Source organism: Actinoplanes sp. NPDC049548, from assembly GCF_040676695.1.
GTDB lineage: Bacteria > Actinomycetota > Actinomycetes > Mycobacteriales > Micromonosporaceae > Actinoplanes.
The window spans coordinates 131,784-153,694 of sequence record NZ_JBFAPM010000008.1; the positions used below are offsets into that span (position 1 = coordinate 131,784).

At 72.3% G+C, this 21,911-nt stretch carries 21 protein-coding genes and 1 pseudogene; 10 read left to right on the forward strand and 12 right to left on the reverse strand.

Going from position 1 to position 21,911, the window contains the following annotated elements; all coding sequences use genetic code 11:
* Nucleotides 1-13: 13 nt before the first annotated feature.
* The 6 genes from AB0J80_RS18010 to AB0J80_RS18035 form a co-directional block, all read right to left on the reverse strand.
* Nucleotides 14-799: a prepilin peptidase gene (locus AB0J80_RS18010; protein WP_364705853.1), complete on the reverse strand. Its 786-nt coding sequence runs from the start codon at nt 797-799 to the stop codon at nt 14-16.
* Nucleotides 800-830: 31 nt separating this feature from the next.
* Entirely contained in the window at nt 831-1,307 is a 477-nt protein-coding gene (locus AB0J80_RS18015; RefSeq protein WP_364705855.1) for a prepilin-type N-terminal cleavage/methylation domain-containing protein, read from the reverse strand.
* Nucleotides 1,308-1,410: 103 nt separating this feature from the next.
* Nucleotides 1,411-2,643, reverse strand: coding sequence for a type II secretion system F family protein (locus AB0J80_RS18020; RefSeq protein ID WP_364705857.1), 1,233 nt, complete (start codon nt 2,641-2,643; stop codon nt 1,411-1,413).
* A 1-nt stretch (nt 2,644) separates the two neighbouring features.
* Nucleotides 2,645-3,772: a type IV pilus twitching motility protein PilT gene (locus AB0J80_RS18025; protein ID WP_364706311.1), complete on the reverse strand. Its 1,128-nt coding sequence runs from the start codon at nt 3,770-3,772 to the stop codon at nt 2,645-2,647.
* 125 nt (nt 3,773-3,897) lie between these two features.
* A complete protein-coding gene (locus tag AB0J80_RS18030; RefSeq protein WP_364705859.1) occupies nt 3,898-5,565 on the reverse strand; it encodes an ATPase, T2SS/T4P/T4SS family in 1,668 nt (555 codons plus the stop codon).
* A 75-nt stretch (nt 5,566-5,640) separates the two neighbouring features.
* Nucleotides 5,641-6,606, reverse strand: a complete 966-nt coding sequence (locus tag AB0J80_RS18035; RefSeq protein ID WP_364705861.1) for a helix-turn-helix domain-containing protein — start codon at nt 6,604-6,606, stop codon at nt 5,641-5,643.
* A gap of 70 nt (nt 6,607-6,676) precedes the next feature.
* Between AB0J80_RS18035 and AB0J80_RS18040 the strand changes: the two are divergent.
* Nucleotides 6,677-7,992, forward strand: a pseudogene (locus AB0J80_RS18040) (MFS transporter).
* Between the two features lie 67 nt (nt 7,993-8,059).
* A complete protein-coding gene (locus AB0J80_RS18045) occupies nt 8,060-8,590 on the forward strand; it encodes a snapalysin family zinc-dependent metalloprotease (RefSeq protein WP_364705863.1) in 531 nt (176 codons plus the stop codon).
* Nucleotide 8,591: 1 nt separating this feature from the next.
* Here AB0J80_RS18045 and AB0J80_RS18050 read toward each other — a convergent pair whose 3' ends face one another.
* The gene (locus tag AB0J80_RS18050) at nt 8,592-8,909 is read right to left on the reverse strand and encodes an STAS domain-containing protein (RefSeq protein WP_364705865.1); all 318 of its coding nucleotides are present in this window, start codon (nt 8,907-8,909) and stop codon (nt 8,592-8,594) included.
* A 99-nt stretch (nt 8,910-9,008) separates the two neighbouring features.
* On the opposite strand from AB0J80_RS18050, the gene fxsT reads away from it, so the two are divergent.
* From fxsT to AB0J80_RS18065, 3 genes are read left to right on the forward strand one after another with little or no spacing between them, the layout of a single operon-like run.
* Nucleotides 9,009-11,432 carry an FxSxx-COOH system tetratricopeptide repeat protein gene (gene fxsT / locus AB0J80_RS18055; protein ID WP_364705866.1) on the forward strand — a complete coding sequence of 808 codons (2,424 nt, stop codon included), beginning with the start codon at nt 9,009-9,011 and terminating at the stop codon, nt 11,430-11,432.
* Nucleotide 11,433: 1 nt separating this feature from the next.
* Nucleotides 11,434-11,829 (forward strand): AraC family transcriptional regulator, encoded by a 396-nt coding sequence (locus AB0J80_RS18060; protein WP_364705867.1) that lies wholly within the window; start codon nt 11,434-11,436, stop codon nt 11,827-11,829.
* Between the two features lie 34 nt (nt 11,830-11,863).
* The gene (locus AB0J80_RS18065) at nt 11,864-12,271 is read left to right on the forward strand and encodes a VOC family protein (protein ID WP_364705869.1); all 408 of its coding nucleotides are present in this window, start codon (nt 11,864-11,866) and stop codon (nt 12,269-12,271) included.
* Here AB0J80_RS18065 and AB0J80_RS18070 read toward each other — a convergent pair.
* Genes AB0J80_RS18070 through fxsA form a run of 3 tightly spaced genes read right to left on the reverse strand, consistent with a single transcriptional unit; the run spans nt 12,255 to nt 15,644 of the window.
* A complete protein-coding gene (locus AB0J80_RS18070) occupies nt 12,255-13,967 on the reverse strand; it encodes a bifunctional diguanylate cyclase/phosphodiesterase (RefSeq protein ID WP_364705871.1) in 1,713 nt (570 codons plus the stop codon). The genes AB0J80_RS18065 and AB0J80_RS18070 overlap by 17 nt on opposite strands.
* Before the next feature lie 46 nt (nt 13,968-14,013).
* Nucleotides 14,014-15,471: an HEXXH motif-containing putative peptide modification protein gene (locus AB0J80_RS18075; protein ID WP_364705872.1), complete on the reverse strand. Its 1,458-nt coding sequence runs from the start codon at nt 15,469-15,471 to the stop codon at nt 14,014-14,016.
* A gap of 17 nt (nt 15,472-15,488) precedes the next feature.
* Nucleotides 15,489-15,644 carry an FxSxx-COOH cyclophane-containing RiPP peptide gene (gene fxsA / locus AB0J80_RS18080; protein WP_364705874.1) on the reverse strand — a complete coding sequence of 52 codons (156 nt, stop codon included), beginning with the start codon at nt 15,642-15,644 and terminating at the stop codon, nt 15,489-15,491.
* Between the two features lie 236 nt (nt 15,645-15,880).
* Here fxsA and AB0J80_RS18085 point away from each other — a divergent pair, with 236 nt between their 5' ends.
* Both AB0J80_RS18085 and AB0J80_RS18090 read left to right on the forward strand, forming a co-directional pair.
* A complete protein-coding gene (locus tag AB0J80_RS18085) occupies nt 15,881-16,081 on the forward strand; it encodes a hypothetical protein (protein ID WP_364705876.1) in 201 nt (66 codons plus the stop codon).
* Complete coding sequence (locus tag AB0J80_RS18090; RefSeq protein ID WP_364705878.1) at nt 16,071-16,466, forward strand: hypothetical protein; 396 nt, start codon at nt 16,071-16,073, stop codon at nt 16,464-16,466. Before AB0J80_RS18085 ends, AB0J80_RS18090 begins: the two co-directional genes overlap by 11 nt.
* Before the next feature lie 4 nt (nt 16,467-16,470).
* On the opposite strand, the gene AB0J80_RS18095 is transcribed toward AB0J80_RS18090, so the two are convergent.
* Nucleotides 16,471-16,755 carry a DUF427 domain-containing protein gene (locus AB0J80_RS18095; protein WP_364705880.1) on the reverse strand — a complete coding sequence of 95 codons (285 nt, stop codon included), beginning with the start codon at nt 16,753-16,755 and terminating at the stop codon, nt 16,471-16,473.
* A 157-nt stretch (nt 16,756-16,912) separates the two neighbouring features.
* Between AB0J80_RS18095 and AB0J80_RS18100 the strand changes: the two genes are divergently transcribed.
* The 3 genes from AB0J80_RS18100 to AB0J80_RS18110 are packed head-to-tail and all read left to right on the forward strand — an operon-like array spanning nt 16,913 to nt 20,012.
* The gene (locus tag AB0J80_RS18100) at nt 16,913-17,506 is read left to right on the forward strand and encodes a hypothetical protein (RefSeq protein WP_364705882.1); all 594 of its coding nucleotides are present in this window, start codon (nt 16,913-16,915) and stop codon (nt 17,504-17,506) included.
* Nucleotides 17,503-18,567 (forward strand): hypothetical protein, encoded by a 1,065-nt coding sequence (locus AB0J80_RS18105; protein ID WP_364705884.1) that lies wholly within the window; start codon nt 17,503-17,505, stop codon nt 18,565-18,567. The genes AB0J80_RS18100 and AB0J80_RS18105 overlap by 4 nt, the downstream gene beginning before the upstream one ends.
* Entirely contained in the window at nt 18,564-20,012 is a 1,449-nt protein-coding gene (locus tag AB0J80_RS18110; protein WP_364705886.1) for a hypothetical protein, read from the forward strand. Before AB0J80_RS18105 ends, AB0J80_RS18110 begins: the two co-directional genes overlap by 4 nt.
* Here the strand turns inward: AB0J80_RS18110 and AB0J80_RS18115 are convergent.
* On the reverse strand, nt 19,992-21,797 hold the full coding sequence (locus AB0J80_RS18115; RefSeq protein WP_364705887.1) for a SpoIIE family protein phosphatase: 1,806 nt from the start codon (nt 21,795-21,797) through the stop codon (nt 19,992-19,994). The two genes, AB0J80_RS18110 and AB0J80_RS18115, sit on opposite strands and share 21 nt — an antisense overlap.
* Nucleotides 21,798-21,911 lie beyond the last annotated feature (114 nt).

The window sequence follows — 21,911 nt, forward strand, 5'->3', positions numbered from 1 at the left end:
TCCTTCCTTCTCCTCAGGCGGTGGGGGCGAACAGGGACAGGTACCAGTCGGCGATGGGTGCCGCCGCGAACACGGCCAGGAAGGCGCCGGCGAGCATGTACGGGCCGAACGGGATCCGGCTCTTGCGCCCGGCCAGCCGGGTGGCCATCAGCACGGCGCCGACGAGCCCGCCGAGCAGGAACGCGGCGAACGCGCCGACCGCCACCGGGCCCCAGCCGAGCCAGCCGAGGTAGAAGCCGAGCAGCGGCGCCAGCTTGACGTCACCGAACCCCATCCCGCCGAAGTGCGCGAGGAGCCGGTAGAACGCCCAGAGCAGGGCGGCCGCGGCCAGCCCGCGCAGGATCGGGGCCAGGCCGTCGCCGAGCAGCGCGGCCGGCACCAGCAGAACCGCCGCGACCGCGTAGGACGGCAGCACGATGGCGTCCGGCAGCCGCTTCACGTCCAGGTCGATCAGGGCGAGCGCCACGGCCACGGCAGCCAGGTACAGGTACGCGGGCAGCACCCACGAGAACCCGAACCGGGCGGCCACCGCCACGAACAGCGCCGCCGTGCCGGCCTCGACCAGCGGGTAGCGGATGCTGATCGAGGCGCGGCAGTCGGCGCAGCGACCCCCCAGGAGCAGCCACCCGAACAGCGGCACGTTGTGCCGGTTGCGGACGGCAGCCCCGCACTGCGGGCAGTGCGAGCCGGGCCGGACCAGGGACTCACCCCGCGGCACCCGGTAGATCACGACGTTCAGGAACGAGCCGACGGCGAGACCGAGGAGGGCGACGACGCCGAACAGCAACGGCTGGGGCATGTCGGTCCTCCTCGGTCGCGTCGGTGCGGGACTACTTGCAGGTCTTGACGCTGATGCCTTCCACGGCCTTGACCGAGCCGCCGACCTTGCTGTCGTACAGGTAGACCTTGCCGGTGCCACCGGTGTTGGTGGCGCAGACCAGGTAGCTGCCGGCGGTGCCGGCCGCCGCCACCGGGATGTACGACATCACGGTGTTGTCGGACAGCGTGACGTTCTTCGGGTCGGTGTCCGCGGCGCCGGCCTTCAGGCTGAAGCTCTTCTTCTGCTCGGTCAGGTCGGCGGAGGGGTACGTGTTGCCGTTGTCGGTGTACCACTGCTCGATCGCGCTGACCGCGCCGCGGACGTCGGACTGCGCCGACTTGTCGGCCGCGCCCTGGCGGTAGTTCAGGTAGACCGGCACGGCGATGGCGACCAGCACGCCGATGATGACCACGACGACCAGGAGCTCGATGAGGGTGAAGCCCTCGTCGTCCTTCTTGGCGCGGAGCCGGTTGATGATGTCCTGCATTGGGGGTGCCTCCGTTGTGGCGTCAGGGTGGGGCGGGGATTGGTTGTCCGGGCTCGGGCGCCCGACGTCGACCGGAGACCGGTCGCGCACTGCTCCAGGGCGGTCAGCCGCTCTGAATGTTCTGGTAGATGGTGAACATCGGTAGGTACAGACAGATCACCATTCCGCCGACCACGCCACCCATGACGAGCACCATGATCGGTTCGATCGAGGCGGTCAGGGACTCGGCGGCGCTGTCGACTTCCCTGTCATAGAAATCGGCAACCTTGTCGAGCATCTGACTGATCTGACCGCTTTCTTCCCCGACTTCGATCATCTGCGTGACCATCGCGGGGAAGACGCTGTGGTGGCGCATGGCCGAGGACATCGGCTGGCCGTCGCGGACGGCCGCCTGGACGTCCTGCATGGCCCGGTTGATGACCTCGTTGCCGGTGGTCTCGCCGACCACGGCCAGCGCCTGCATCACCGGTACGCCCACGTTGAGCAGCAGGCCAAGGCTGCGCGAGAACCGGCTCATCGCGAGCTTGGCGAACAGCGAGCCGAAGACCGGCATCCGCAGCTTGATCTTGTCCACGCGGAGCCGGAAGTCGGGGCTCACCCGCGACTGGTGCTTGTAGAGCACCGCGGTACCGATGATCAGGACCAGCGAGCTCGGGCCGATCCAGTACATGTTGTGGCTGAGGTCGACCAGGACCTGGGTGATCGCCGGGAGCTCGCCGCCGAGGTTCTTGAACATGCCCTCGAAGATCGGGACGATGAACTTCAGCACCGCCGCGATCATCACGAACGTGAAGCAGAGCACGATCACGGGATAGGTCAGCGCGCTCTTGATCTTGCCGCGGAGCGCGGTGTCCTTCTCCATGCTTTCGGCGATCTGCTCGAGAGCCTGGTCGATCATACCGCCGGCCTCACCGGCGCGGACCATGGCGATCATGAGGCGCGGAAAGACCTTGTCGTGCTTGGCCATCGCCGCCGAGAGCGCGACACCGGTGGAGACGTCGGCGCTGACCTCGCCGACCGCCTTCTTGAGCGACAGGGCCGACGTCTGTTCCTCGAGGATCGCCAGGGAGCGCAGCAGCGACATGCCGGAGGCCGTCATGGTGGCGAACTGCCGGGCGAAGACCGCCAGGTCCTTCAGCTTGGTCCGGCCGCCCAGCCCGGGGATCTTGATGTCCTTCTGCAGGCCCTGGCCGGCCTCGGACAGCTCCAGCGGCACCTCGCCACGCTGGCGCAGCACCTGCGACGCGGCGGCCTCGTTGGCGGCCTCCACCGTGCCCTTCGTCTTGCGGCCGGTCGAGTCGATGCTGTTGTAGTGGAACGTCTTGGTAGCTGCCATGTCAGGCCCGTCCGATCAGGCGCTTGAGCTCGTCAGCGGAATGGCAGATCTCCAGGGCGGCCTGCAGGGACACGATGCCCTCGCGGACGCGCTCGGCGAGGTGCTGGTCGAAGGCGAGCATGCCGTCGTTGCCGCCGGCCTGCATGAACGAGGGGATCTGGTGCGACTTGCCCTCGCGGATCAGGCTGCGGATGGCGGGCGTGGCGGTGAGGATCTCGCAGACCACGGCCCGGCCCTTGTTGTCGGCGCGCGGCGCGAGGGCCTGCGTGACGACGCCCTGGAGACTGGCCGCCAGCTGCGCGCGGATCTGCAGCTGCTGGTGCGGCGGGAAGATGTCGATGACGCGGTCGATGGTCTGCGTGGCGCTCTGCGTGTGCAGCGTCGCCAGCACCAGGTGACCGGTCTCCGCGGCGGTCAGCGCCGTCGCGGTCGTCTCGAGGTCACGCAGCTCGCCGACCAGGATGATGTCGGGGTCCTGCCGCAGGGCGTGCTTGAGGGCCTGGGCGAAGGTGTGGGTGTCCGAGCCGACCTCGCGCTGGTTCACCACGCTGCGCTTGTGCGGGTGCAGGAACTCGATCGGGTCCTCGATGGTGATGATGTGCGCGGCCCGGCTGCGGTTGGCCAGGTCCAGCACCGAGGCGAGCGTCGTGGTCTTGCCGGAACCGGTCGGGCCGGTCACGAGGACGAGGCCACGCGGCAGGTGCGCGAAGCGTCCGACCGAGTCGGGCATGCCCAGCTCGTCCAGCGGCTTGATCTTGTGGGGGATGGCCCGGAAGACCGCACCGCACGAGTTGCGCTGGATGTAGAGGTTGCCGCGGAAGCGGGAGACGCCCACGATGCTGTGCGCGAAGTCCAGCTCCTGCTCCTTGCGGTACGTCTCCCACTGGGCCGCCGAGACGCCGGCCCGGCACAGCAGGGCGGTGTCCGCCGAGTTGAGCTTGCCGTAGCCGGGCAGCGGGCGCAGGCCGCCGTCGACCCGGATCATCGGCGGGGAGCCGACCGTGAGGTGCAGGTCGGAGCCGCGCGCCTCGACGAGTGCGATCAGCATCTGGTCCAGGACGGCCAGGTCCGCCGCGGGGGGCTCCGACGGAGCGGCCTGCTGCGGTATTTCGTGGTCGACCGTGTACATCCGCTGCCCCGACATTCTCCTCGTGAATCTCTGACGCCTCACCATTCGGCACCGCGCCGGAGGGGTTTAGGAGGTGTTCCGCCAGAAATGCGCGGTACCGGGCTTGTCCGCGGTACCCTGCCGCGCTACACGGCGACGCGCGAGACCTCGCGGACCGAGGTCAGACCGCCGGCCGCCTTCGCCAGGCCGTCCGCGCGCAGGTCGTACATGCCCTGCTCGATGGCCACGTCGCGGATCTCACCGGAGGAGGCCCGCTTGATGGTCAGCGACTCGATCTCGGGGGAGATCGGCATGACCTCGTGCAGCGCGATGCGGCCGCGGTAACCGGTGTTGGCGCAGTCGCGGCAGCCCACCGGCTTGTAGAGCGCCTCCGGGATCTTGAGGTCCTCGACCGGCCAGCGGGCGGCCTCCAGCTCCTGGTCGGTGGGCGCGTACGCCTCCTTGCACCAGTCGCAGAGCCGCCGCGCGAGCCGCTGGGCCAGCACGCAGTCCAGCGAGGAGCCGACGAGGAAGGGCTCGATGCCCATCTCGGTGAGGCGGGTGACGGCGCCGGGCGCGTCGTTGGTGTGCAGCGTGGAGAGCACGAGGTGACCGGTCAGCGAAGCTTCGGTGGCGATCTGGGCGGTGTGGCCGTCCCGGATCTCACCGATCAGCACGACGTCGGGGTCGGAGCGCAGGATCGCCGGGAGCACCGCGGCGAAGGTCAGGCCGGCCTTCGAGTTCACCTGCACCTGGTTGATGCCGCGCAGGCGGAACTCGACCGGGTCCTCCACCGTGATGACGTTGATCTCCGGCTTGCTGATCCGGCCCAGGGTCGCGTACAGGGTGGTGGACTTGCCGGAACCGGTCGGGCCGGTGACCAGCACCATGCCGTGCGGCTTGCTGAAGGACTCGGCGAAGCGGGTGAGGTTGTGCTGGGTGAAGCCGAGCTTCTCCATGTCGAGGTCGATGCCGCCGGTGTCGAGCACCCGCAGCACGATCTTCTCGCCCCACACCGTCGGCAGCGTCGCCGTTCGCAGGTCGACCTTGCGGTCGCGGATCATCACGGTGATGCGGCCGTTCTGCGGCACCCGCTTCTCGGTGATGTCGACGCCCGACATGATCTTCAGTCGGGAGATCAGCGGCGACATGACGCCGCGGGCCACGGTGTCCAGCTCGTGAAGCACGCCGTCGATGCGGTAGCGCACCCGCAGCCCATCCTCGGTCGGCTCCAGGTGGAGGTCGGAGGCGCGGTTCTGCACGGCCTGCTCGATCAGGCTGTTGACGTAACGCACGATCGGCGCGTCGTCGGCGCTGGTGGCCTGGGCGGCCATGCCGGCCTGGTCGTCGGCGGAGTTGTCGACGAGATCGCCGAGGTCGCTGTCCTCGCGCTGCAGACGCTCGATGATGCGCCGGACCTCGCTGCGGGCGACCACCACCGGGCGTACGGACATGCCGGTCGACGCGCGGACGTCGTCCAGGGCCACGACGTCACCGGGGTCGGTCACGCCGACCACGAGCTCGCCGTCGGTGATCTGCAGGCCGAGGACGCGGTGCCGGAGCACGACGGGAAGGGGGATGCGCCTGAGGGCGGTAGGGTCGATGGGGTAGCCGACGAGGTCGACCGTGTTCATGCCGAACGCGTACGCGGCGGCCTCGGTCAGCTCCTCCTCGGTGACGACCCGCTTGCTGAGCAGGACCGCGCGGACGGACCGGCCGGACTCCGCGGCCTCCTCGGACGCTGCGTCCACCGCCGCTTCGTCGATGCCCATCTGCTTGAGGGCGTCGAGCAACGGGCGGAAGGTCTGATCCATGACATCCTCACGACGAAACGACCGGGGGTTACCTCTGTCCCATCGGACACTCCCGCCGTGAGCTGAGGGCACGTGTCACGGATGACGGAACGCCCGCCGGTACGCGCTGGGCGCCACGCCGACCGAGTGCTGGAAGTGCTGCCGCAGCGCGGTGGCGCTGCCCAGACCGGCGCGGCGCGCCACCACGTCGACGCTCAGGTCGGTCGATTCCAACAGGAGCCGCGCGTGCGCCACGCGCTGCTGCAGCAACCACTTCTGCGGGCTCATCCCGGTCTCGTCGCGGAACCGGCGCGTGAACGTCCGTACGCTCATCCGCGCGTGCCCGGCCAGCTCCTCGAGGCTCACCTGCTCCGCCAGCCGGCTCAGCGCCCAGGCGCGGGTGGGCTCGGTGCCGCTGCCGTGCGCCGCCGGGATCGGGCGTTCGATGTACTGCGCCTGGCCGCCGTCGCGCCAGGCCGGCATCACGCAGCGCCGGGCCGCCTGGTTGGCCACGTCGCTGCCGTGGTCGCCGCGCACGACGTGCAGGCACAGGTCGGCGCCGGCGGCCACCCCGGCCGAGGTGAGCACGTCGCCGTCGTCGACGAACAGCACCTCGAAGTCCCATTCCACCCGCGGGAAGAGCCGGCGCAGGCGCTTGGCCCAGGCCCAGTGGCTGGCGGCCCGGCGGCCGTCGAGCAGCCCCGCCGCGGCCAGCACCGACGCGCCGGTGCAGATGGAGATGATGCGGGCGCCGCGGTCGTGGGCCGCACGCAGCGCCTCGGCAACCTCGGCGGTGACCGTGCCGTCGGTCATCGTCGAGCCCCCGCTGACGCCGGGGACTAGCACGGTGTCGGCAGTGGCCAGCGGGGTCAGGTCGTGGTCCGGCACGACGAGGAAGCCGCCGCGCTCGGGGCGTACCGGCCGGCCCCCGATGCCACAGGTCGTAACGGTGTAAAGGGGGGCGTTGTCGACGTCGCGGGCGGCGCCGAAGACCTGGGGCGGGACACCCAGGTCGAAGCCGACCACGCCGTCGAGCGCGAGCATCGCCACGGAATGCGTCATGGCCCGATTCTTGCGCATCATGGCCTCCCGGCCACTCGTCCGCCCGGTCGGACCTTCGCAGAATGATCGAGTGACTTCCCGACGCCTGCATCTGCCTGGTCCGTCGCCGCCGTGGCGTTCATCGCCCTCGTCGGCGCCGCCGGCTTCCGGGCCACGCCGTCCGTCCTGCTCCAGCCGCTGCACCAGGAGTTCGGCTGGTCGCTGGGCACGATCTCGGCCGCCGTCTCCGTCAACCTCCTCCTGTACGGCCTGACCGCCCCGTTCGCCGCCGCCCTCATGGAGAAGCTCGGCATGCGCCGGGTCGTCGCCGGGGCCCTGGTGCTCGTGTCCGCCGGCAGCGGCCTGACCGTCTTCATGCGCTCGAGCTGGCAGCTCGTGCTCTGCTGGGGCGTCCTGGTCGGGCTCGGCACCGGGTCGATGGCGCTGGGATTCGTGGCGATCGTCGCCAACCGGTGGTTCGTGCAGCGTCGCGGACTGGTGACCGGCGTGCTCACCGCGGGCGGCGCGGCCGGTCAGCTCGTGTTCCTGCCGCTGCTCGCCCGGCTCACCGGCGCGCACGGGTGGCGTACCGCCGCGCTCACCGTGGCGGCCGCCGCCCTGGCCGTGGTGCCGCTCGTGTGGTGGCGCCTGCGCGAGCGGCCGGTGGACCTGGGTGTCAGCGCGTACGGCGCGGGCCCGGGCGACGAGGTCTCTTCGACCGCGCCTGCGCCCGGCGGCGCCGCGCGCAACGCGCTGCGCTCGCTGCGACTGGCGGCCCGGACCCGGGCGTTCTGGCTGCTGGCCGGCGGCTTCGCGATCTGCGGGGCGACCACCAACGGGCTGATCGGCACGCATTTCATCCCGGCCGCCCACGACCACGGGATGCCGGGCACCACGGCGGCGAGCCTGCTGGCACTCGTCGGCCTCTTCGACATCGCGGGCACCATCGCGTCGGGCTGGCTCACCGACCGGGTCGACAGCCGGCTGCTGCTCGGCGCCTACTACGCCCTGCGCGGGCTCTCTCTGCTCGTGCTGCCGTCGCTGTTCGCCGCCACGGCGCATCCCAGCATGGTGGTCTTCATCCTGTTCTACGGGCTGGACTGGGTGGCCACGGTGCCGCCGACCGTCGCCCTGTGCCGCGAGTACTTCGGTGCGAGCGGCGCGGTGGTCTTCGGCTGGGTCTTCGCCTCGCACCAGTTCGGCGCGGCGATCGCGGCCACCTCGGCAGGCCTCGTGCGCGACCGGCTCGGCACGTACGACTGGGCGTGGTACGGCGCCGGCGCCCTCGCGCTGACGGCGTCGCTGCTCTCGCTCATGCTGCTGGTAGGGCGGCGTACCCGCGACGGCGGCCCCGCGGGTCCCGGGATCGGGCTGGCGTTCCCGCCCGCCGAGCCGGCCATCACGTGACCATGAGGCGGCAACAGGTATGACCGGAAGGCATCGATAGTCGTCTTTCTGTGGTTAGCGTGTGGGCATGCTGATGAAGAGAGTGTCCGCCGTCCTGCTCGCCCTGCTGGCGGCGGCCGGCCTGCAGGTCGCCGCCGCCGGTCCCGCCGCCGCCGCGCCCCGGGTGCTGTACTACGACGCGAGCCAGGCGCAGGAGTTCGTCGCCGTGGTGAACCAGGGCGCGCAGATCTGGAACAGCCGGGTCACCAACGTCCGCCTCGAACCCGTTCCGGCCGGGCGTACGCCCAACATCCGCGTCTACGCCGACAACGGCTGGCCGCGGACGTACACGACGTCCCTCGGCAACGGCCGCTGGTACATGGGCCGCGAGGCGGTCGACGACGGGTACTACGTCCCGCGGATCGCCGCCCACGAGTTCGGGCACATCCTCGGGCTGCCGGACCGCCGCACCGGCCTGTGCGCCGATCTCATGTCGGGCAGCAGCGCCCCGGTCTCCTGCACGAACGCGTACCCGAACCCCACCGAGGCGGCCACGGTGAACAACAACTTCCGGTCGGCGGCAGCGGTGCCCGCGCGGGAGTTCGCCTGGGTCGGCTGACCTACTGCCTGAGCTCGACCACCTCGAGGACGCCACTGAGGACCAGGATCTGGTGCACGCCGCGGGTCGGGCGGGCCAGGCAGAACTCCACGCCCTCGTCCCGGGCCCGCTGGAAGCCGAAGATGATCGCGCCCAGTCCGGTGGAGTCGATGAAGGACAGCTTCTCGAGATCCACGACGAGCGTCCGGGGGCGGGTCTCGAGCGCCTCCACGAGGGCGATCCGGACCTGGTCCACGTTGAGCACGTCGACCTCGCCCTGCAGGGCGACGGTGACCACGTCGGCGTCGCGGTCGAGACTCGTCACGGGTTCGTCGGTCACCGGGGGGCCTTCCGTCGGTCAAGCTTCCGTAGTGGCGATGATTCCACGTACGGTAATCGGCAGCACGACATGGGGCAGGGTCACCATAGGGAGGGCGGCGTGCCGATCCGGGGCGGTCTGCCGCCGCGTAGTCCGCGCTTCGTGGGGCGCGAGGGACTGCTCGCCGACATGCGCAACCTGCTCGGCAACGGGCCGGTGGTGCTGCTCCCGTCCGCCGACCACCAGCTGGGCGGCACGGGCCGCACCCAGCTGGCCGTCGAGTACGCCTACCGCTACGCGGACACCTACGACCTGGTGTGGTGGATCCCCGCGGAGCAGACCGCCGGCATGCGCGCCGCGCTGGTCGGGCTGGCGCAGGAGCTGAAGCTGCCCGAGGCGCGGGACATCAACCGCACGCTGGGGGCGGTCCGCGACGCGCTGAGCCGCGGCGAGCCGTACCGTAACTGGCTCGTCGTCTTCGAGAACGCCAACCGTCCCGAGGACATCAAGCCCTACCTGCCGAGCGGCGCGGGCCATGTGCTCGTCACCTCCCGCAACCCGCGCTGGACGACCGAGGTCGCGCAGGCGGTGCCGGTCCCGGTCTTCGACCGTACGGACAGCGTCGACTTCCTGCAGCGCCGCACCCCGGACCTCACCACGGCGGACGCCGAGCGACTCGCCGCCCACCTCGGTGACGTGCCGATGGCGCTCGACGAGGCGGCCGCGGTCCGGACGGCGACCGGGTGGAGCGTCGACGAGTATCTGCGCCGCTATGACGCCCGCGCCGGCGAGCTGGCCTTCCCCACCCCGATCCGGGTGGCCTGGGGGCTGGCCGCGGACGGGCTCGCCGAGGCCTCCCCGGCCGCCTTCGAGCTGCTGGAGCTGAGTGCGTTCCTCGCCAGCGCGCCGGTGTCGTGGGAGCTGCTGTGGGCCGCCCGGGGGCTGGTCTCGCCGGAGCTTGCCCGTACCGTGCGCATCGAACGGCGGCTGAAGGCCGCGATCCGCCTGATCGGCCGCTACGGCCTGGCCGACCTGGACCCGCCGGGCGAGAGCCTGATCGTGCATCCGATGGTCCGCGGCATGCTGGGCCAGCAGCTCAGCTCGGAGCGGCACGCCGCCCTGCTGCGCACGGTGCGCGCGATGCTCGCCGCCGCCGACCCGGGCGACCCCGACAACCCCACGCACTGGCCGCGGTACGCCGCGATCATCCCGCACCTCGTGCACTCCGACGTGCTGGGCGGCGACTCGGAGGAGATCCGCCAGCTGGTCATCAACTGCATCCGCTTCCTGTACGCCCGCGGCGACTACGACTCCAGCCGCGACCTGGCCACGCAGGCGGTGTCCCGGTGGCGCGACAGCCTGGGGGAGACCGACGAGCAGACGCTGCTCGCCTCCTTCCACCTCGCGAACGCCCTGCGCGCGGTGGGCCGTACGGCCGACGCCCGCGCCCTGAACGCGCAGACCCTGCGCTCGCAGCGGGAGGTGCTCGGCGGGGACGACGAGACCACCCTGGCGACCGCCAACAGCGTCGGCGCCGACCTGCGCATGCAGGGCCACTTCGGCCAGGCTCGCCAGCTGGACGCGGACAACCTGGTCCGCTACCGCCGGCTGTTCGGGGAGAGCTTCCCGACCGCGTTGCGCTGTGCCAACAACCTCGCCGCGGACCTGCGGCTGCTCGGCGACTTCCGGGGTGCGCGGGCGCTGGACGAGCAGGTGCTCCGGCACCGCCAGGTGATCTTCGTGGACGGGCATCCCGAGACGCTGTCGTCGCGGGCCGGGCTGGCCTTCGACCTGTTCGGCCTCGGTGACTACGCGGGCGCCGGGGAGCTGCTCGCCGTCGCGGGGCACTTCGACACCCTGGGCGCCGACCACCCGATGGCGCTGTGGGCCGGCCGGTTCGCGGCGATGGCGGCGCGGCGGTCGGGGCGTACGGAGGCTCGCGCGCTCGCGGCCGCCAACGTGGAACTGTACAGGCAGAAGTTCGGCGACCTGAGCGTGGAGACGCTCGGCGCGGTGGTGTCGCTGGCCAACTGCGCCCGGGACGCGGGCGACCTCGACGAGGCGCACCGGCTGCTGGAACGGGCCGTCGCCCGCTACCACGCCGTGCTGGGCGACGAGCACCCGTTCACCCTGGCCGCGGCGGCGGACCTGGCCGGCGTGGTCCGGGCCACCGGCCGGTACGCGGAGGCGCGCACCATCGACCAGGAGGCCCTCGGCGGCCTGCGGCGCAGCGTCGGCGCCGACCATCCGTTCACGCTGAGCTGCGCCAACGGGCTGGCGGCGGATCTGCTCGCGACCGGCGAGGCGCAGCAGGCCCGGGAGATCGCGCTGGACACCCTCAACCGTTCCCGCAGCGTGCGGGGCGCTGACCACCCGGACACCCTGGCGTGCGCCTTCAACGTGGCGCTGGACGCCGGCGACGAGCAGTCGACCCAGGCCGCCGTCGAGGAGCTGCAGAAGGTGTACGGCGACAGCCACCCGCTGCTCGCCCGCGCGCTCGCCGGCACCCGCCTCGAGACCGAGATCGAGCCCCCGCCGCTCTGACATGTGCGCCGAGGAGGACACCAACCGCCGCATGCTGCGGGCGCGGGACGCGATGGACCGCGACTACGCCCAGCCGCTGGACGTCCCTGCGCTGGCCCGCATCGCTCACGTGTCGCCGGCGCATTTCGCGCGGACGTTCCGGGCCACGTTCGGCGAGACGCCGCACCGGTATCTGCAGCGCCGGCGGGTCGAGCGGTCCATGTTCCTGCTGCGCGAGACCGACCGCAGCATCACCGACATCTGCTTCGAGGTCGGCTTCGGCAGCCCGGGCACCTTCAGCCGGACGTTCCGCGACGTCGTGGGCCGGTCGCCGCGCGAGTACCGCCGGCAGGCCGCGGCGGTGAACGTGCCGAGCTGCTTCGCCAGAGCGTGGCTGCGACCGAGCAGTTTCGGATAAGTTTTCCCGGCGCCGGATCACTAGCGTGAAGCGCATGTTCAACGCCATCACGCACTCGCAGATCTACGTCCTGGACCAGGACCAGGCCCTCGACTTCTACGTCGGCAAGCTCGGCCTGGAGGTCAGCGCCGACGTCGACCTCGGCTTCATGCGCTGGCTGACCGTCCGCGTCCCCGGAGATGCGGACCGGCACATCCTGCTCGAGAAGCCGGGCCCGCCGGCGATGTCCGAGGAGACCGCGCGGCAGGTCCGCGAGCTCGTCACCAAGGGCGCCACGGGCGGCTCGCTGATCTTCTCCACGGACGACTGCCGCAAGACCTACGAGACGCTGCTCGCCAAGGGCGTCGAGTTCACCGAGGAACCGACCGAGCGCCCGTACGGCATCGACTGCGGACTGCGCGACCCGTTCGGCAACAGCATCCGGTTCACCCAGCCGAAGTAGGCGCGACCTCGGTGGCGAGGGCGGCCTCGCGGGCGAGCAGCGCCGTGAGGTCGCCGGCCGGCATGGGCCGGGCGAAGTGGTAGCCCTGCGCCTGGGCGCACTCGAGCTCCCGCAGCCGGGAGGCCTGGGTGGCGTCCTCGACACCCTCGGCCACCGGCGCCAGCTTGAACGTCCGGGCGATCTGGAGGACCGCCTCGGCCACCGAGGCGCCGGAGGTCTCCTGCATGGCCTGCACGAACGACTTGTCGATCTTGACCACGTCGACCGGCAGGGTGCCGAGGTGGCTCAGCGACGAGAAGCCGGTGCCGAAGTCGTCCAGCGCGATCCGCACGCCGAGGGTCTTCAGCGCGCCGAGCACCCGCGCCGACTCGACCAGGTCCACGAGGGCGACCGACTCGGTCAGCTCCAGCACGAGCAGGGACGGCGGGAGGCCGGTGCGCTCCAGCACGCCGCGTACCTCGTCGACGAGGTCGGGGTTGCCGAGCTGGCTGGCCGAGAGGTTCACGTTGAGCTCGATGCCCGGGTTGTCCCGCTGCCACTCGGCGGCCTGCCGGCACGCCTCCTCCAGCACCCAGCCGCCCAGGCGGGGCAGCAGACCCAGCGACTCAGCCATGTCCAGGAACGCCACCGGCGGGACCATGCCGCGCTCGGGGTGGTTCCAGCGGATGAGGGCCTCGACGCCGACCGTACGCTCGCCCTCGAGGTCGACGATCGGCTGGTAGTGCACCTCGAACTCGCCGTCGTCGACGGCGCGGCGCAGGTCCGCCTCCTCGCGGCGCCGCACCTCGACCGCGGCGTACTGCGCCGGGTCGAAGCGTCGCGCGAGCCCCTTGCCCTCGGCCTTGGCCTGGTAGAGGGCGAGGTCCGCCTCGCGCATCACCTCGTCGACGGCGCTGCCGGTGCCGCGGGTGATGGCGATGCCGGCGCTGGCCGGGATGGTGAGCACGACGTCGCCGATGATCAGCGGCTGCTCGAGGTCGCGCAGAATCCGGTTCGCCACGGTGTCGGCGATCTGGTCGTCGACCAGGCGGGGCAGGAGCACCACGAACTCGTCGCCGCCGAGCCGCGAGACGGTGTCGTTGTTGCGGACGTTGGCCGTCAGCCGCTCCGCCGCGGCGCGCAGCAGCTCGTCGCCGACGGTGTGCCCGTACGTGTCGTTGACCTCCTTGAACCCGTCCAGGTCGAAGAGGATCACGGCGGTCATGGTGTCGTCGGCGTCGGCGAGCGCGTCGGTGGCGTGGTCCATGAAGAGCTTGCGGTTGCCGACCTCGGTGAGCGGGTCGCGGGACGCCTGCCGGGCCAGCTGGGCGCGCTGCCGGGTGAGGTCGCGGACCAGGCCCTCGTTGGTGCGGGCGCCGAGGAACTGCCGGAGCAGGATGATCGCCGCGACGGCGATGGTCAGCCACGTGAGCTGGTGGTTGGTCGCGCCGCTGTGCCCGAACCAGTAGCCGGCCATGACGACCGCGGCGGCCGCGGGGGCGTACTGCACCAGGGGCCAGCGGCGGGCGAGCAGGATCACGCCGGCGCCGAGCGCCAGGATCAGGCTCACCCCGAGGGCCAGCCGCGCGGGCCCGCCGTCGCTGCGGGCGCCGTCGGTGAACAGCGCCGGCCACCCGAGCAGCAGCAGCGACGTGAAGATCAGCGCGTCATCGACACAACGACGCACACGATCCACGGTCTTGCCGGTCCGGCTCATGTTCCACCTCCCACGGGCTGGTTGATCGGCCCGGCCGCGGGGGACTTTAGGAAACCCACCTCGCCACGGCCAGCGGGTCCGGGGCGTCGTCGCGAAGCGCCTCGTGGGCCGCCGCGGCGATCTCCGGCGCGCCCCGCAGGCCTCCGGCCAGGAACATCCCGGCCCAGGCGGACCGGTCACCCGGGTTCTTCCGGTACGCCCTGAGCGCCGCAGCGTCATCCCCGCGCACGTACGCGAGATCGCCCTCGGCGCCATCGAGCGGCAGCCCGCGCAGCAGGCGGTGGGTGAGGTCGAGCCGGGCGCTGGTCTCCAGGGCGCGCCGGGGCGCCGGTCGCAGCACGGACGTGACGGGTGGCAGCCGAACACCGCGCCGCCACGCGGAGGCCAGGGCCGCGGCGTCGGCCGGGCCGACGTGCAGGTTCCGAAGCCGCCAGCGCAGCCGGTGGTCCCGGTTGGCGCCCTCGGCGAGGCGCAGGATCGCCGCATCGACCGGTTCGCCGAGCCAGGGCCGCACCTCGGCACGCAGCGCCCCCACGAACCGCTCGCCGGCCGGGGTGAGGTCGCGCAGGCCCTCCGCCGCGGCGGCCACGGCCGCGCGCCAGCGGGCGAACTCGAAGCGGGCGAGCGGGTCGCCGGGCAGGGTGCGCCAGAAGCGCGTGACCGTCAGGTAGGCGTAAGCGCCGTGCAGGACTCCGGAGGCGGGTCGCGGGTCGTCGCGCCACGGCGAGTAGCCGAGCGTGTCCGGGGCCTGGAGCAGGTCGAACAGGTACTGCACCGCGTTCAGGATGCTGTGCTGCGTCTCGTGCAGCAGCCCGACGGCGAAGGCGGCCGGGTCGGCGGGCTCGGAGATCGCCACCGCGCCGTACGCGTCGGCCGAGGTGGCGCTGATGCCGCGGGCGGCCGGGTCGGGGCGTACGGGCACCACGCAGTCGAGGACCGTGGCCAGCACCTCGGCGTCGGGGCGGACCCGCTCGACCAGGAGCCGCCACGCGGCGGCGAACATCTCCTGCCACCGGGTCAGCTCCGCGGCGGTCAGCGGCGGTGTGGGCGGCAGGCCCAGCCCGGCGCGCAGGGGATCGGTGTCCTCCAGGCGTACCGAGATGCTCAGCCCGTCGTGGTCCGCGGCGAGCCGCCGGCCGGGGTCACGCCGGGTCCGGGGCGTGCGGGCGCGGGCCGCCAGCTCGCTGAGGTATCCGACGCCCGCGTGGCCCGGGTCGGCGCCCGTCCTGAGCGCGGTGAGGCAGCGGGCCGCCCAGACGCCGAAGAGGGGCCGCCCGAGCAGATCGCGCACCCGTTCCGGCTGGGCCCGTTCGGCGGCGGCGAGCGCTCCGAAGTCGTCCGTACGGGCGGTCACCGCGATCTCGCGCAGCAGGAGGAGGTGCCGGCTCAGGCGGGCGCGGCGCAGCTCGCCGAGGGTGGCGGCGTCCGGGCGGCCGGCGCCGAGCGAGGAGAGGGCGGCGTCGCTGAGCCGGTGCGGCCGAGCCGTACGGGTGGTGGGTGTCATCGCCAGCCGTGCCGGTCCTACAGGGCCGAGTTGAACCCGGCGATCGGTTCACCCGGGCGGGCGAGGTCGTCGGCGAGGCGGCGTAGACAGCGACCGAGGGCGCTTTCGTCTGATTCGTCCGCTTCGGCACGCGCTGCGAGTTCGGTCAGTGACAGCTCAGAGACGTCGATCATCGCCGACCGCCACTCGGGTGTCGCACCGGTGGTGCTCGTGCCCCCGCCCACGTCCGCCTACCTTCGTCGGATGGTGCTACTTGTCGACCAGCAACGATCAGTCTGTTGCCGCCACATTACGGCGGTCGCCGGGTCGGGTGATGTCCGGGCGTGTCCCGGGGCGGGGTCGCTCCGGCCGACGTGGCGTGATCTCATAGGACGCCAACACCACGAAAGTCGGCAACGGAGGACAAACTGTGCTGGGGCGTGACCCGACCGGGGAGCAGGTGGAGGAGCAGGCCGAGGACGAGGTGACCGAGGAGGCCGGCACCGAGCCCGATCCCGAGTCGCCGGTGATGCCGTCGCCGCCGTTTCCCACCTTCCGGAGCCGGCCGACCCTACCGCACCAGACGCCCGGGGTCGGCTTCGAGAGCGGACGGGACAGTCGTGCACGCTGAGGAGTCCAAGCCGTCGCTGCCGCAGCGGGGCCCGGCGCCCGCCGTCGAGCGGATGGACAACGCCGAGCTGGCCCGCATGGTCGAGGCGGAGCATCCGTACCGGGGCAAGGCGCTCTTCGAGCTCTCCGACCGGATCGCGCACGACGACGACGCCGCGACCAAGGTGGCGATGCTCAGCCGGCTGAGCTCGCTGCGGCAGGCGCGGCTCTTCGACCGGGTGTCGCTGGCCTGGTCGGCGATCATCGCGCTGCTCGCGGCGGAGACCCCGCACGCGCGTGCTGCGGCGTACGAGGCCTTCGGTGCGCTGGATGTCGCGGAGCAGCGGGACATGCTCGACTACCTCGAGGTGACCGCCATCGAGGAGGCGCACCCGAGGATCGGCTAGGACGTCAGTTCTCGACCTTCACGCCCTTCCAGAACGCGACACGGTCCTTGACGGCCTTGGCGTCGGGCTTCGGGTCGGGGTAGTACCAGACCGCGTCCTGGTTGACGTGCCCGCCGGACTCGAGCGTGTAGTAGGAGGCCTTGCCCTTCCAGGGGCAGACGGTGTGCGTGTCGGAGGGGCGCAACACGTCCTCGCGCACCGAGGAGCGCGGGAAGTAGGTGTTGCCCTCGACTACCACGGTGTCGTCGCTCTCGGCGATGATCTCGTCGTTCCAGATGGCCTTCGGCATATCCCGAACGTAGCGCGCCGCTCGACCCCTGTCCGATATGCGCGGTGTATTCGCCTCCCGGGGGTGAAACGCCGTCGTACATTCGGACATTGCCCCCGCCGTGTACGAAGATCTAAGGTCGATCCGCCCAGGACCCCCACCCACGGAAGCGCCCGCCATGATCAGTTCGATAACGCTTCCGGGCGTCCGCGAGCAGGCCCGGCACGCGCTGCTCCTGCTCGGCGCCCCGGCCCCCGCCCGGCTCGTCGTGGACGTGCACACGGCCCTGTTCGACGGCGACCTCTCGATGCCCGCACTGGCGGCCGTGCTGCGCGACGAGGAACGGCACTACGACCCGGACCGGCTCGCCGCGTACCGGATCTGCCCGGCCCTGCACCACGACCTGACGGTGGCCCGCGGCCAGGTCACCCTCTCCGGCTGGCCGGTGGGCCGCCGCCTGGTGTCGCCCCGGTCGGCGCGGGCCAACACCCTCGCCGCGATCGTCCGGATCGCCGAGTTCGTCGCCATCCGGGCGCAGGCGAGCAGCGCCGTCATCGACCTGCTGCGCCGGCTCGCCGACACCGTGCCGGGCGGGCCCGAGGCGTTCCTCGTGCACGACCCGCGGGCGCTCGCCGACACCGCGCGGGCCGCGCTCGCCGACGTCGGCGCCGAGCCCGTCCCCGAGGCGGTCGAGCGGCGGTGGGAGGGCCTCGACGAGCGGCAGCGGCTGTTCGGCGTCATGAGCCTGCCCCACCAGCGAGGGCGCGGGTGACGGCGGCGCTCGACCGGCTGCGCGGCGGCGTACCCGCCAAGCGGCACAACGCCCGCACGATCGCCGCGCTCACCGCGAACCCGGGATGCGCGCGGCGCGCGGTGCTCGACGCCGCCGGCATCGACAAGCCGCGGCTGGCCGAGCGGATCGGCTTCCCGGGCAACTTCGGGCAGTCCCGGTTCGCCCTCGCCCGGGGCAACGGCTTCGAGGCCATGCTCAAGGCCGACGACTGCGCGCTGCTGCTCGGGGTGCTCCGCGACGTGCTGCAGCTGGAGGCGGCCGCGGTCACGTACGACGATCTCGGCGAGGACGACGACGCGACGCTGAGCGCCCGCCACGGGCGTACCCGCGAACTGCTCGCGGCCGCCGCCGGCACCGCCCTCGTCGACCACCCGCTGCTCACCCTCGACGTGGCCGGCCGGCAGGTCTTCCTCGAGCCCGACCTGATCGCCTTCCAAGCACAAGGCCGGCTGCACGTCGTGGAGATCAAGTCCTTCGCGATCGTCGACGGCCAGGCGGACAGCGCCAAGGTGTCGGCGGCCGCGGTGCAGGCGGCCGTCTACGTGCTCGCGCTGCGCCGGCTGCTCGCCAGCCTCGGCCACGACCCGGCCCTGGTCAGCCACGACGCGGTGCTCGTCTGCCCGCGCGACTTCTCCCTGCAGCCGACGGCCGTGCTGGTCGACGTCCGCAAGCAGCTGTCCACCCTCAACCGGCAGCTCACCCGGCTCGCCTCGGTCTCCGACCTCGCCGCCGCACTGCCGCCGGACCTCAGCTTCGACACGGCCCTGCCCCCGGCCGATCTCACCGCGGCGCTGGGCAAGGTCGAAGCCAGGTACGCGCCCGAGTGCCTGTCGGCCTGCGAGCTGGCGTTCTACTGCCGGCACGAGGCGGCCGGCAGCACCGCCGCGCTGGGCCGGCCGGTCCGCGACGCCCTCGGCGGGGTCGACACCGTCGAAGAGGCGCTCGCGCTGGCGGCTGGTGCGCGTACGCCGACCGAGGACCAGGCCGAGGCCGCCGCGCTGCTGCAGGCCGCCGCCCGGCTGCGCGCCGAGGCGCTGTGAGCACGCTGACCGCGCTCGCCCGCGCGCAGGCGTACGCGGCGGGACGGGCCGAGCCGATCGCGACGGTACGCCACCTGCACCTGCACGACCGGCCGCTGGTGCTCGTGCCGTACACGATGGCCGGCGAGCCGAACGCGCCCCTCGCCGCGATGGTCGGCACCGCCGAGAACGAGCCGGAACTGCTGGTCGTGGCCCAGCCCCGCAACCGCGACGACCGTTTCGCCTTCGCCGCGCGCCTCGCCGAGGTGCTCGTGCCCTACGTCGACTCGTTCACCGCGCTGACCGAGGCGGTGGCCGTGGACCGGGGACGCGACGTGCGCCACCGCTTCACCGACGCGCCGCAGCTCTGGGTCCCCAACCCGGGCGGCGTGGACTTCCTGCGGCTGTTCGGGCGCTCGACCCGCTTCCGCACCACCGAAGGCGAGTACGCGGTCCCCGCCTCGGTCCCGCTGCTCGGGCGGTGGCTGACGTTCTTCGCGAACTCCGCCGAGGTCCCGGGCTCGTCGCTGCTGCTCAACGCCGTACAAGCGCTGTCGTCGCATTGGGCGACCGGGCAGAGCAGCGCCGAGGACGCCCAGCTCGCCGCCTTGATGGCCTGGCTGTCCCCGCCGCCCGGCACGACGGTCTTCGAGGCGGCGGCGCGGGCGGAGGACCCGGCCGTGACGCCGCCGGCCGGCCCGGCGACCGACCCGGCGTTCGACAACCATGTGCTCGCCCCGCTGCTGTCGGTGGCCGAGCCGGACGTCGCCGAGCTCACCCGGGTGCTGCGCGGCCAGCTGCTTCCGACGTGGACACTCATGTGGCGCGCCCTCGACCTGCTGCGCACCCTGCCCGCCGGCTCCCGCGTGGCCGGCCGGTGGGACAGCGACCGCGACTCCTACTCCGCCTTCGTGCAGCACCTGGCCGAGGGTGGCCCGCCGCAGCCCCGCCGTGACGGTGCGGTGGCCGCTGCCGCCCGTCTCAGCCGGCTCGAGAACGCCGCCACCCGTTACGCGGTCCAGCGCGCCTTCGACGACCCGCTCGTGATGGCCGAGCACCGGCTCAGCGGCACCGCCTTCGCGGGCGACGTCACCCTCGCCAAAGCCGACCGGGTGGACGACAGCGGCAGACGACCCGTGCTGCGCCCGCGCATCATGGTCGTCACCTCGGAACCGGTCCGGGTGGGCCCCGGAGCGGCGCTGACCTCCCCGGCGCGTCCGGCGCAGAAGGCCACCGTGATCACGGTGACGCCCGTGGACGGCTCGAAGACCGAGGTGCTGCTCGAGCTCTCCGGCGGAATGGGCCGCAAGCTGGTCGCCGAGCCTGGAAGCGTGCCCGAGGTCGGCGAGCGGCTCCTGCTCACGACCCTCAGCGAGGCGTACCGGCCGGGCGGCGCGTTCCCCGAACCGGACCAGACACCGTGGACCCACGGCGGCCCGCCCGCGTCAGAGCAGGCGGATGAGTAGGAAGGCGATGTCGTCGGCGCGACGGTCCGCCGCCTCCACCAGCCGGGTGGACAGCTCGTCGCCGGGAAGCGCGGCATGCCGGCGCAGCATCTCCACGATCCGGCCGATGCCCTCGTCGAGCACCTGCCTCGGAGTCTCGACCAGCCCGTCGGTGTAGAGCAGCAGCAGCGAACCGGCCGGGACGGCACGCCGGTGCGTCGTCCGCTCCAGCCGCGGAACGACGCCGAGCAGCGGCTCCGGAGTCTCCCACCAGACCTCGACCGTGCCGTCGGGACGCAACAGCAGGGGCGGCGGGTGGCCCGCGTTCGCGAACGTGACGTCGTAGCCGGCGTCGTTGCGGCGTACCCGGGCCAGCACCGCCGTGGCAGCGGCCGGCACCCGCAGCCCCCGGACGGCCCGGTCCAGCTGGGTGAGCAGCGGCCCCGGCTCGTCGTCGCGCCCGTACGCGTCACCGCGGACGAGATTGCGCAGCTGACCCATCGTGGCGGCGGCCTCGATGTCGTGCCCCGACACGTCCCCGACGGCGAGCATCACCGACCCGTCCGGCTGGGCGAACGCGTCGTACCAGTCACCACCGACCGCGGCACCGTCCTGCGCCGGCAGATACCGGGCGTGCAGCTCCACGCCGGGAATGGCCGGCAGCTCCGTGAGCATGCTGTGCTGCAGCACCTCGGCCACGTGCCGCTGCCGCCGATACATCCTGCTGTTGTCGACGGCCAGCCCGGCGCGCCGCGCGATGTCCACCGCGGTCCGCTCGTCTGCCTCACTGAACGCGGCCCGCCCCGGCCCGTTCACCAGCGTGATGGACCCCAGCACCCGCCGGGTGACCGGCGCGGTGACCGGAACGATGACGAAGGACGAATACCCCAGCCGCTCGGCGATCGCGGCCATCTCGGGATTCGTCGTCCGCGCCAGCAGCATGTCGGCGGTCTCACCGTCGCGCCGGACCGGCTGCCCGGACCGCTGCACCGCGAGAACCGCCGACCGGGCCCCGAGCCCACCCATCATCATCGAGCCGAACCGCTCGACATCGGCCGCCGACCCGGGATCGCGGTGCGCGGCGGAGACATGCCGCACGGAGCCGTCCGTGTCGACCAGCGTGACGAGGCACCAGTCGGCCAGCCGCGGAGTGACCCCGCGAGCCAGCATCCGCATCCCCGCCTCGACATCCAGCGTGCTCGCGAAAGCTTCGGTCAGCTCGGCGAGCATGGCCAGCTGGTCGTGCGCGGACTCGGCGTGCCGGCGAGCCTCCTCGGCCAGGTCCCGCGAGATCCGGAGCCGCAGCTCGGAAGAGCACGCCTCGGCGAGATCGGTGAGGATCGCCACCTCGGCAGCGGTCCACGCACGGGGCTTGGTGTCGATGGCGCACAGGGAACCGAGCGTGCGCCCGTCCGCGTCCGTCAGCGGCACCCCCGCGTACGCGACGACACCGAGGTCTGGAATGGCCAGGTTGTCCCGGACCTGGGCGTAGATCCGGGCGTCGGGAAACACCTTGGGACTGCCCTCGATGACCACGTGCTGGCAGAACGAGTGCGAGAGCGGCGTCTCCCGCTTCGCACTCCACGGCTCCTCGAGCCCCACCTGCCCGGGAAAGAACTGCCGCTCGGCATCCACCAGGGAAACCAGAGCCACGGGTACGCCGAGCAGCCGCTTCACCAGCGAGGCGAACCGGTCGAAAGCCTCATCGGGCTCCGCGCCGACACACACCCGCTGCAGAGACCGAAGACGCGACACATCGGCGAGCACACCCCGGTCCGGTGCGTCGGCTCCGCAGCGCTCGGCCATGCCCCTCCCACCCGTCGCATCCCCCGGGGCAGGCTACCCGCAGATCCGGCCGGCCATGCACTGCGCGAGGTCCGGATCACGTCCGGGCCCGCCGCTCTTTTCGCTGCCCGCCCT

What these genes read in the sequence shown, in the direction of transcription:
- AB0J80_RS18025 (WP_364706311.1), bottom strand. Translation starts at nt 3,772, where the DNA reads ATGTACACGGTCGACCACGAAATACCGCAGCAGGCCGCTCCGTCGGAG.
- AB0J80_RS18070 (WP_364705871.1), bottom strand. Translation starts at nt 13,967, where the DNA reads ATGAGCCGGACCGGCAAGACCGTGGATCGTGTGCGTCGTTGTGTCGAT.
- AB0J80_RS18060 (WP_364705867.1), top strand. Translation starts at nt 11,434, where the DNA reads ATGTGCGCCGAGGAGGACACCAACCGCCGCATGCTGCGGGCGCGGGAC.
- AB0J80_RS18030 (WP_364705859.1), bottom strand. Translation starts at nt 5,565, where the DNA reads ATGGATCAGACCTTCCGCCCGTTGCTCGACGCCCTCAAGCAGATGGGC.
- AB0J80_RS18065 (WP_364705869.1), top strand. Translation starts at nt 11,864, where the DNA reads ATGTTCAACGCCATCACGCACTCGCAGATCTACGTCCTGGACCAGGAC.
- AB0J80_RS18075 (WP_364705872.1), bottom strand. Translation starts at nt 15,471, where the DNA reads ATGACACCCACCACCCGTACGGCTCGGCCGCACCGGCTCAGCGACGCC.
- AB0J80_RS18095 (WP_364705880.1), bottom strand. Translation starts at nt 16,755, where the DNA reads ATGCCGAAGGCCATCTGGAACGACGAGATCATCGCCGAGAGCGACGAC.
- AB0J80_RS18010 (WP_364705853.1), bottom strand. Translation starts at nt 799, where the DNA reads ATGCCCCAGCCGTTGCTGTTCGGCGTCGTCGCCCTCCTCGGTCTCGCC.
- AB0J80_RS18015 (WP_364705855.1), bottom strand. Translation starts at nt 1,307, where the DNA reads ATGCAGGACATCATCAACCGGCTCCGCGCCAAGAAGGACGACGAGGGC.
- fxsA (WP_364705874.1), bottom strand. Translation starts at nt 15,644, where the DNA reads ATGATCGACGTCTCTGAGCTGTCACTGACCGAACTCGCAGCGCGTGCC.
- AB0J80_RS18115 (WP_364705887.1), bottom strand. Translation starts at nt 21,797, where the DNA reads ATGGCCGAGCGCTGCGGAGCCGACGCACCGGACCGGGGTGTGCTCGCC.
- AB0J80_RS18100 (WP_364705882.1), top strand. Translation starts at nt 16,913, where the DNA reads ATGATCAGTTCGATAACGCTTCCGGGCGTCCGCGAGCAGGCCCGGCAC.
- AB0J80_RS18045 (WP_364705863.1), top strand. Translation starts at nt 8,060, where the DNA reads ATGCTGATGAAGAGAGTGTCCGCCGTCCTGCTCGCCCTGCTGGCGGCG.
- AB0J80_RS18035 (WP_364705861.1), bottom strand. Translation starts at nt 6,606, where the DNA reads ATGACGCATTCCGTGGCGATGCTCGCGCTCGACGGCGTGGTCGGCTTC.
- AB0J80_RS18020 (WP_364705857.1), bottom strand. Translation starts at nt 2,643, where the DNA reads ATGGCAGCTACCAAGACGTTCCACTACAACAGCATCGACTCGACCGGC.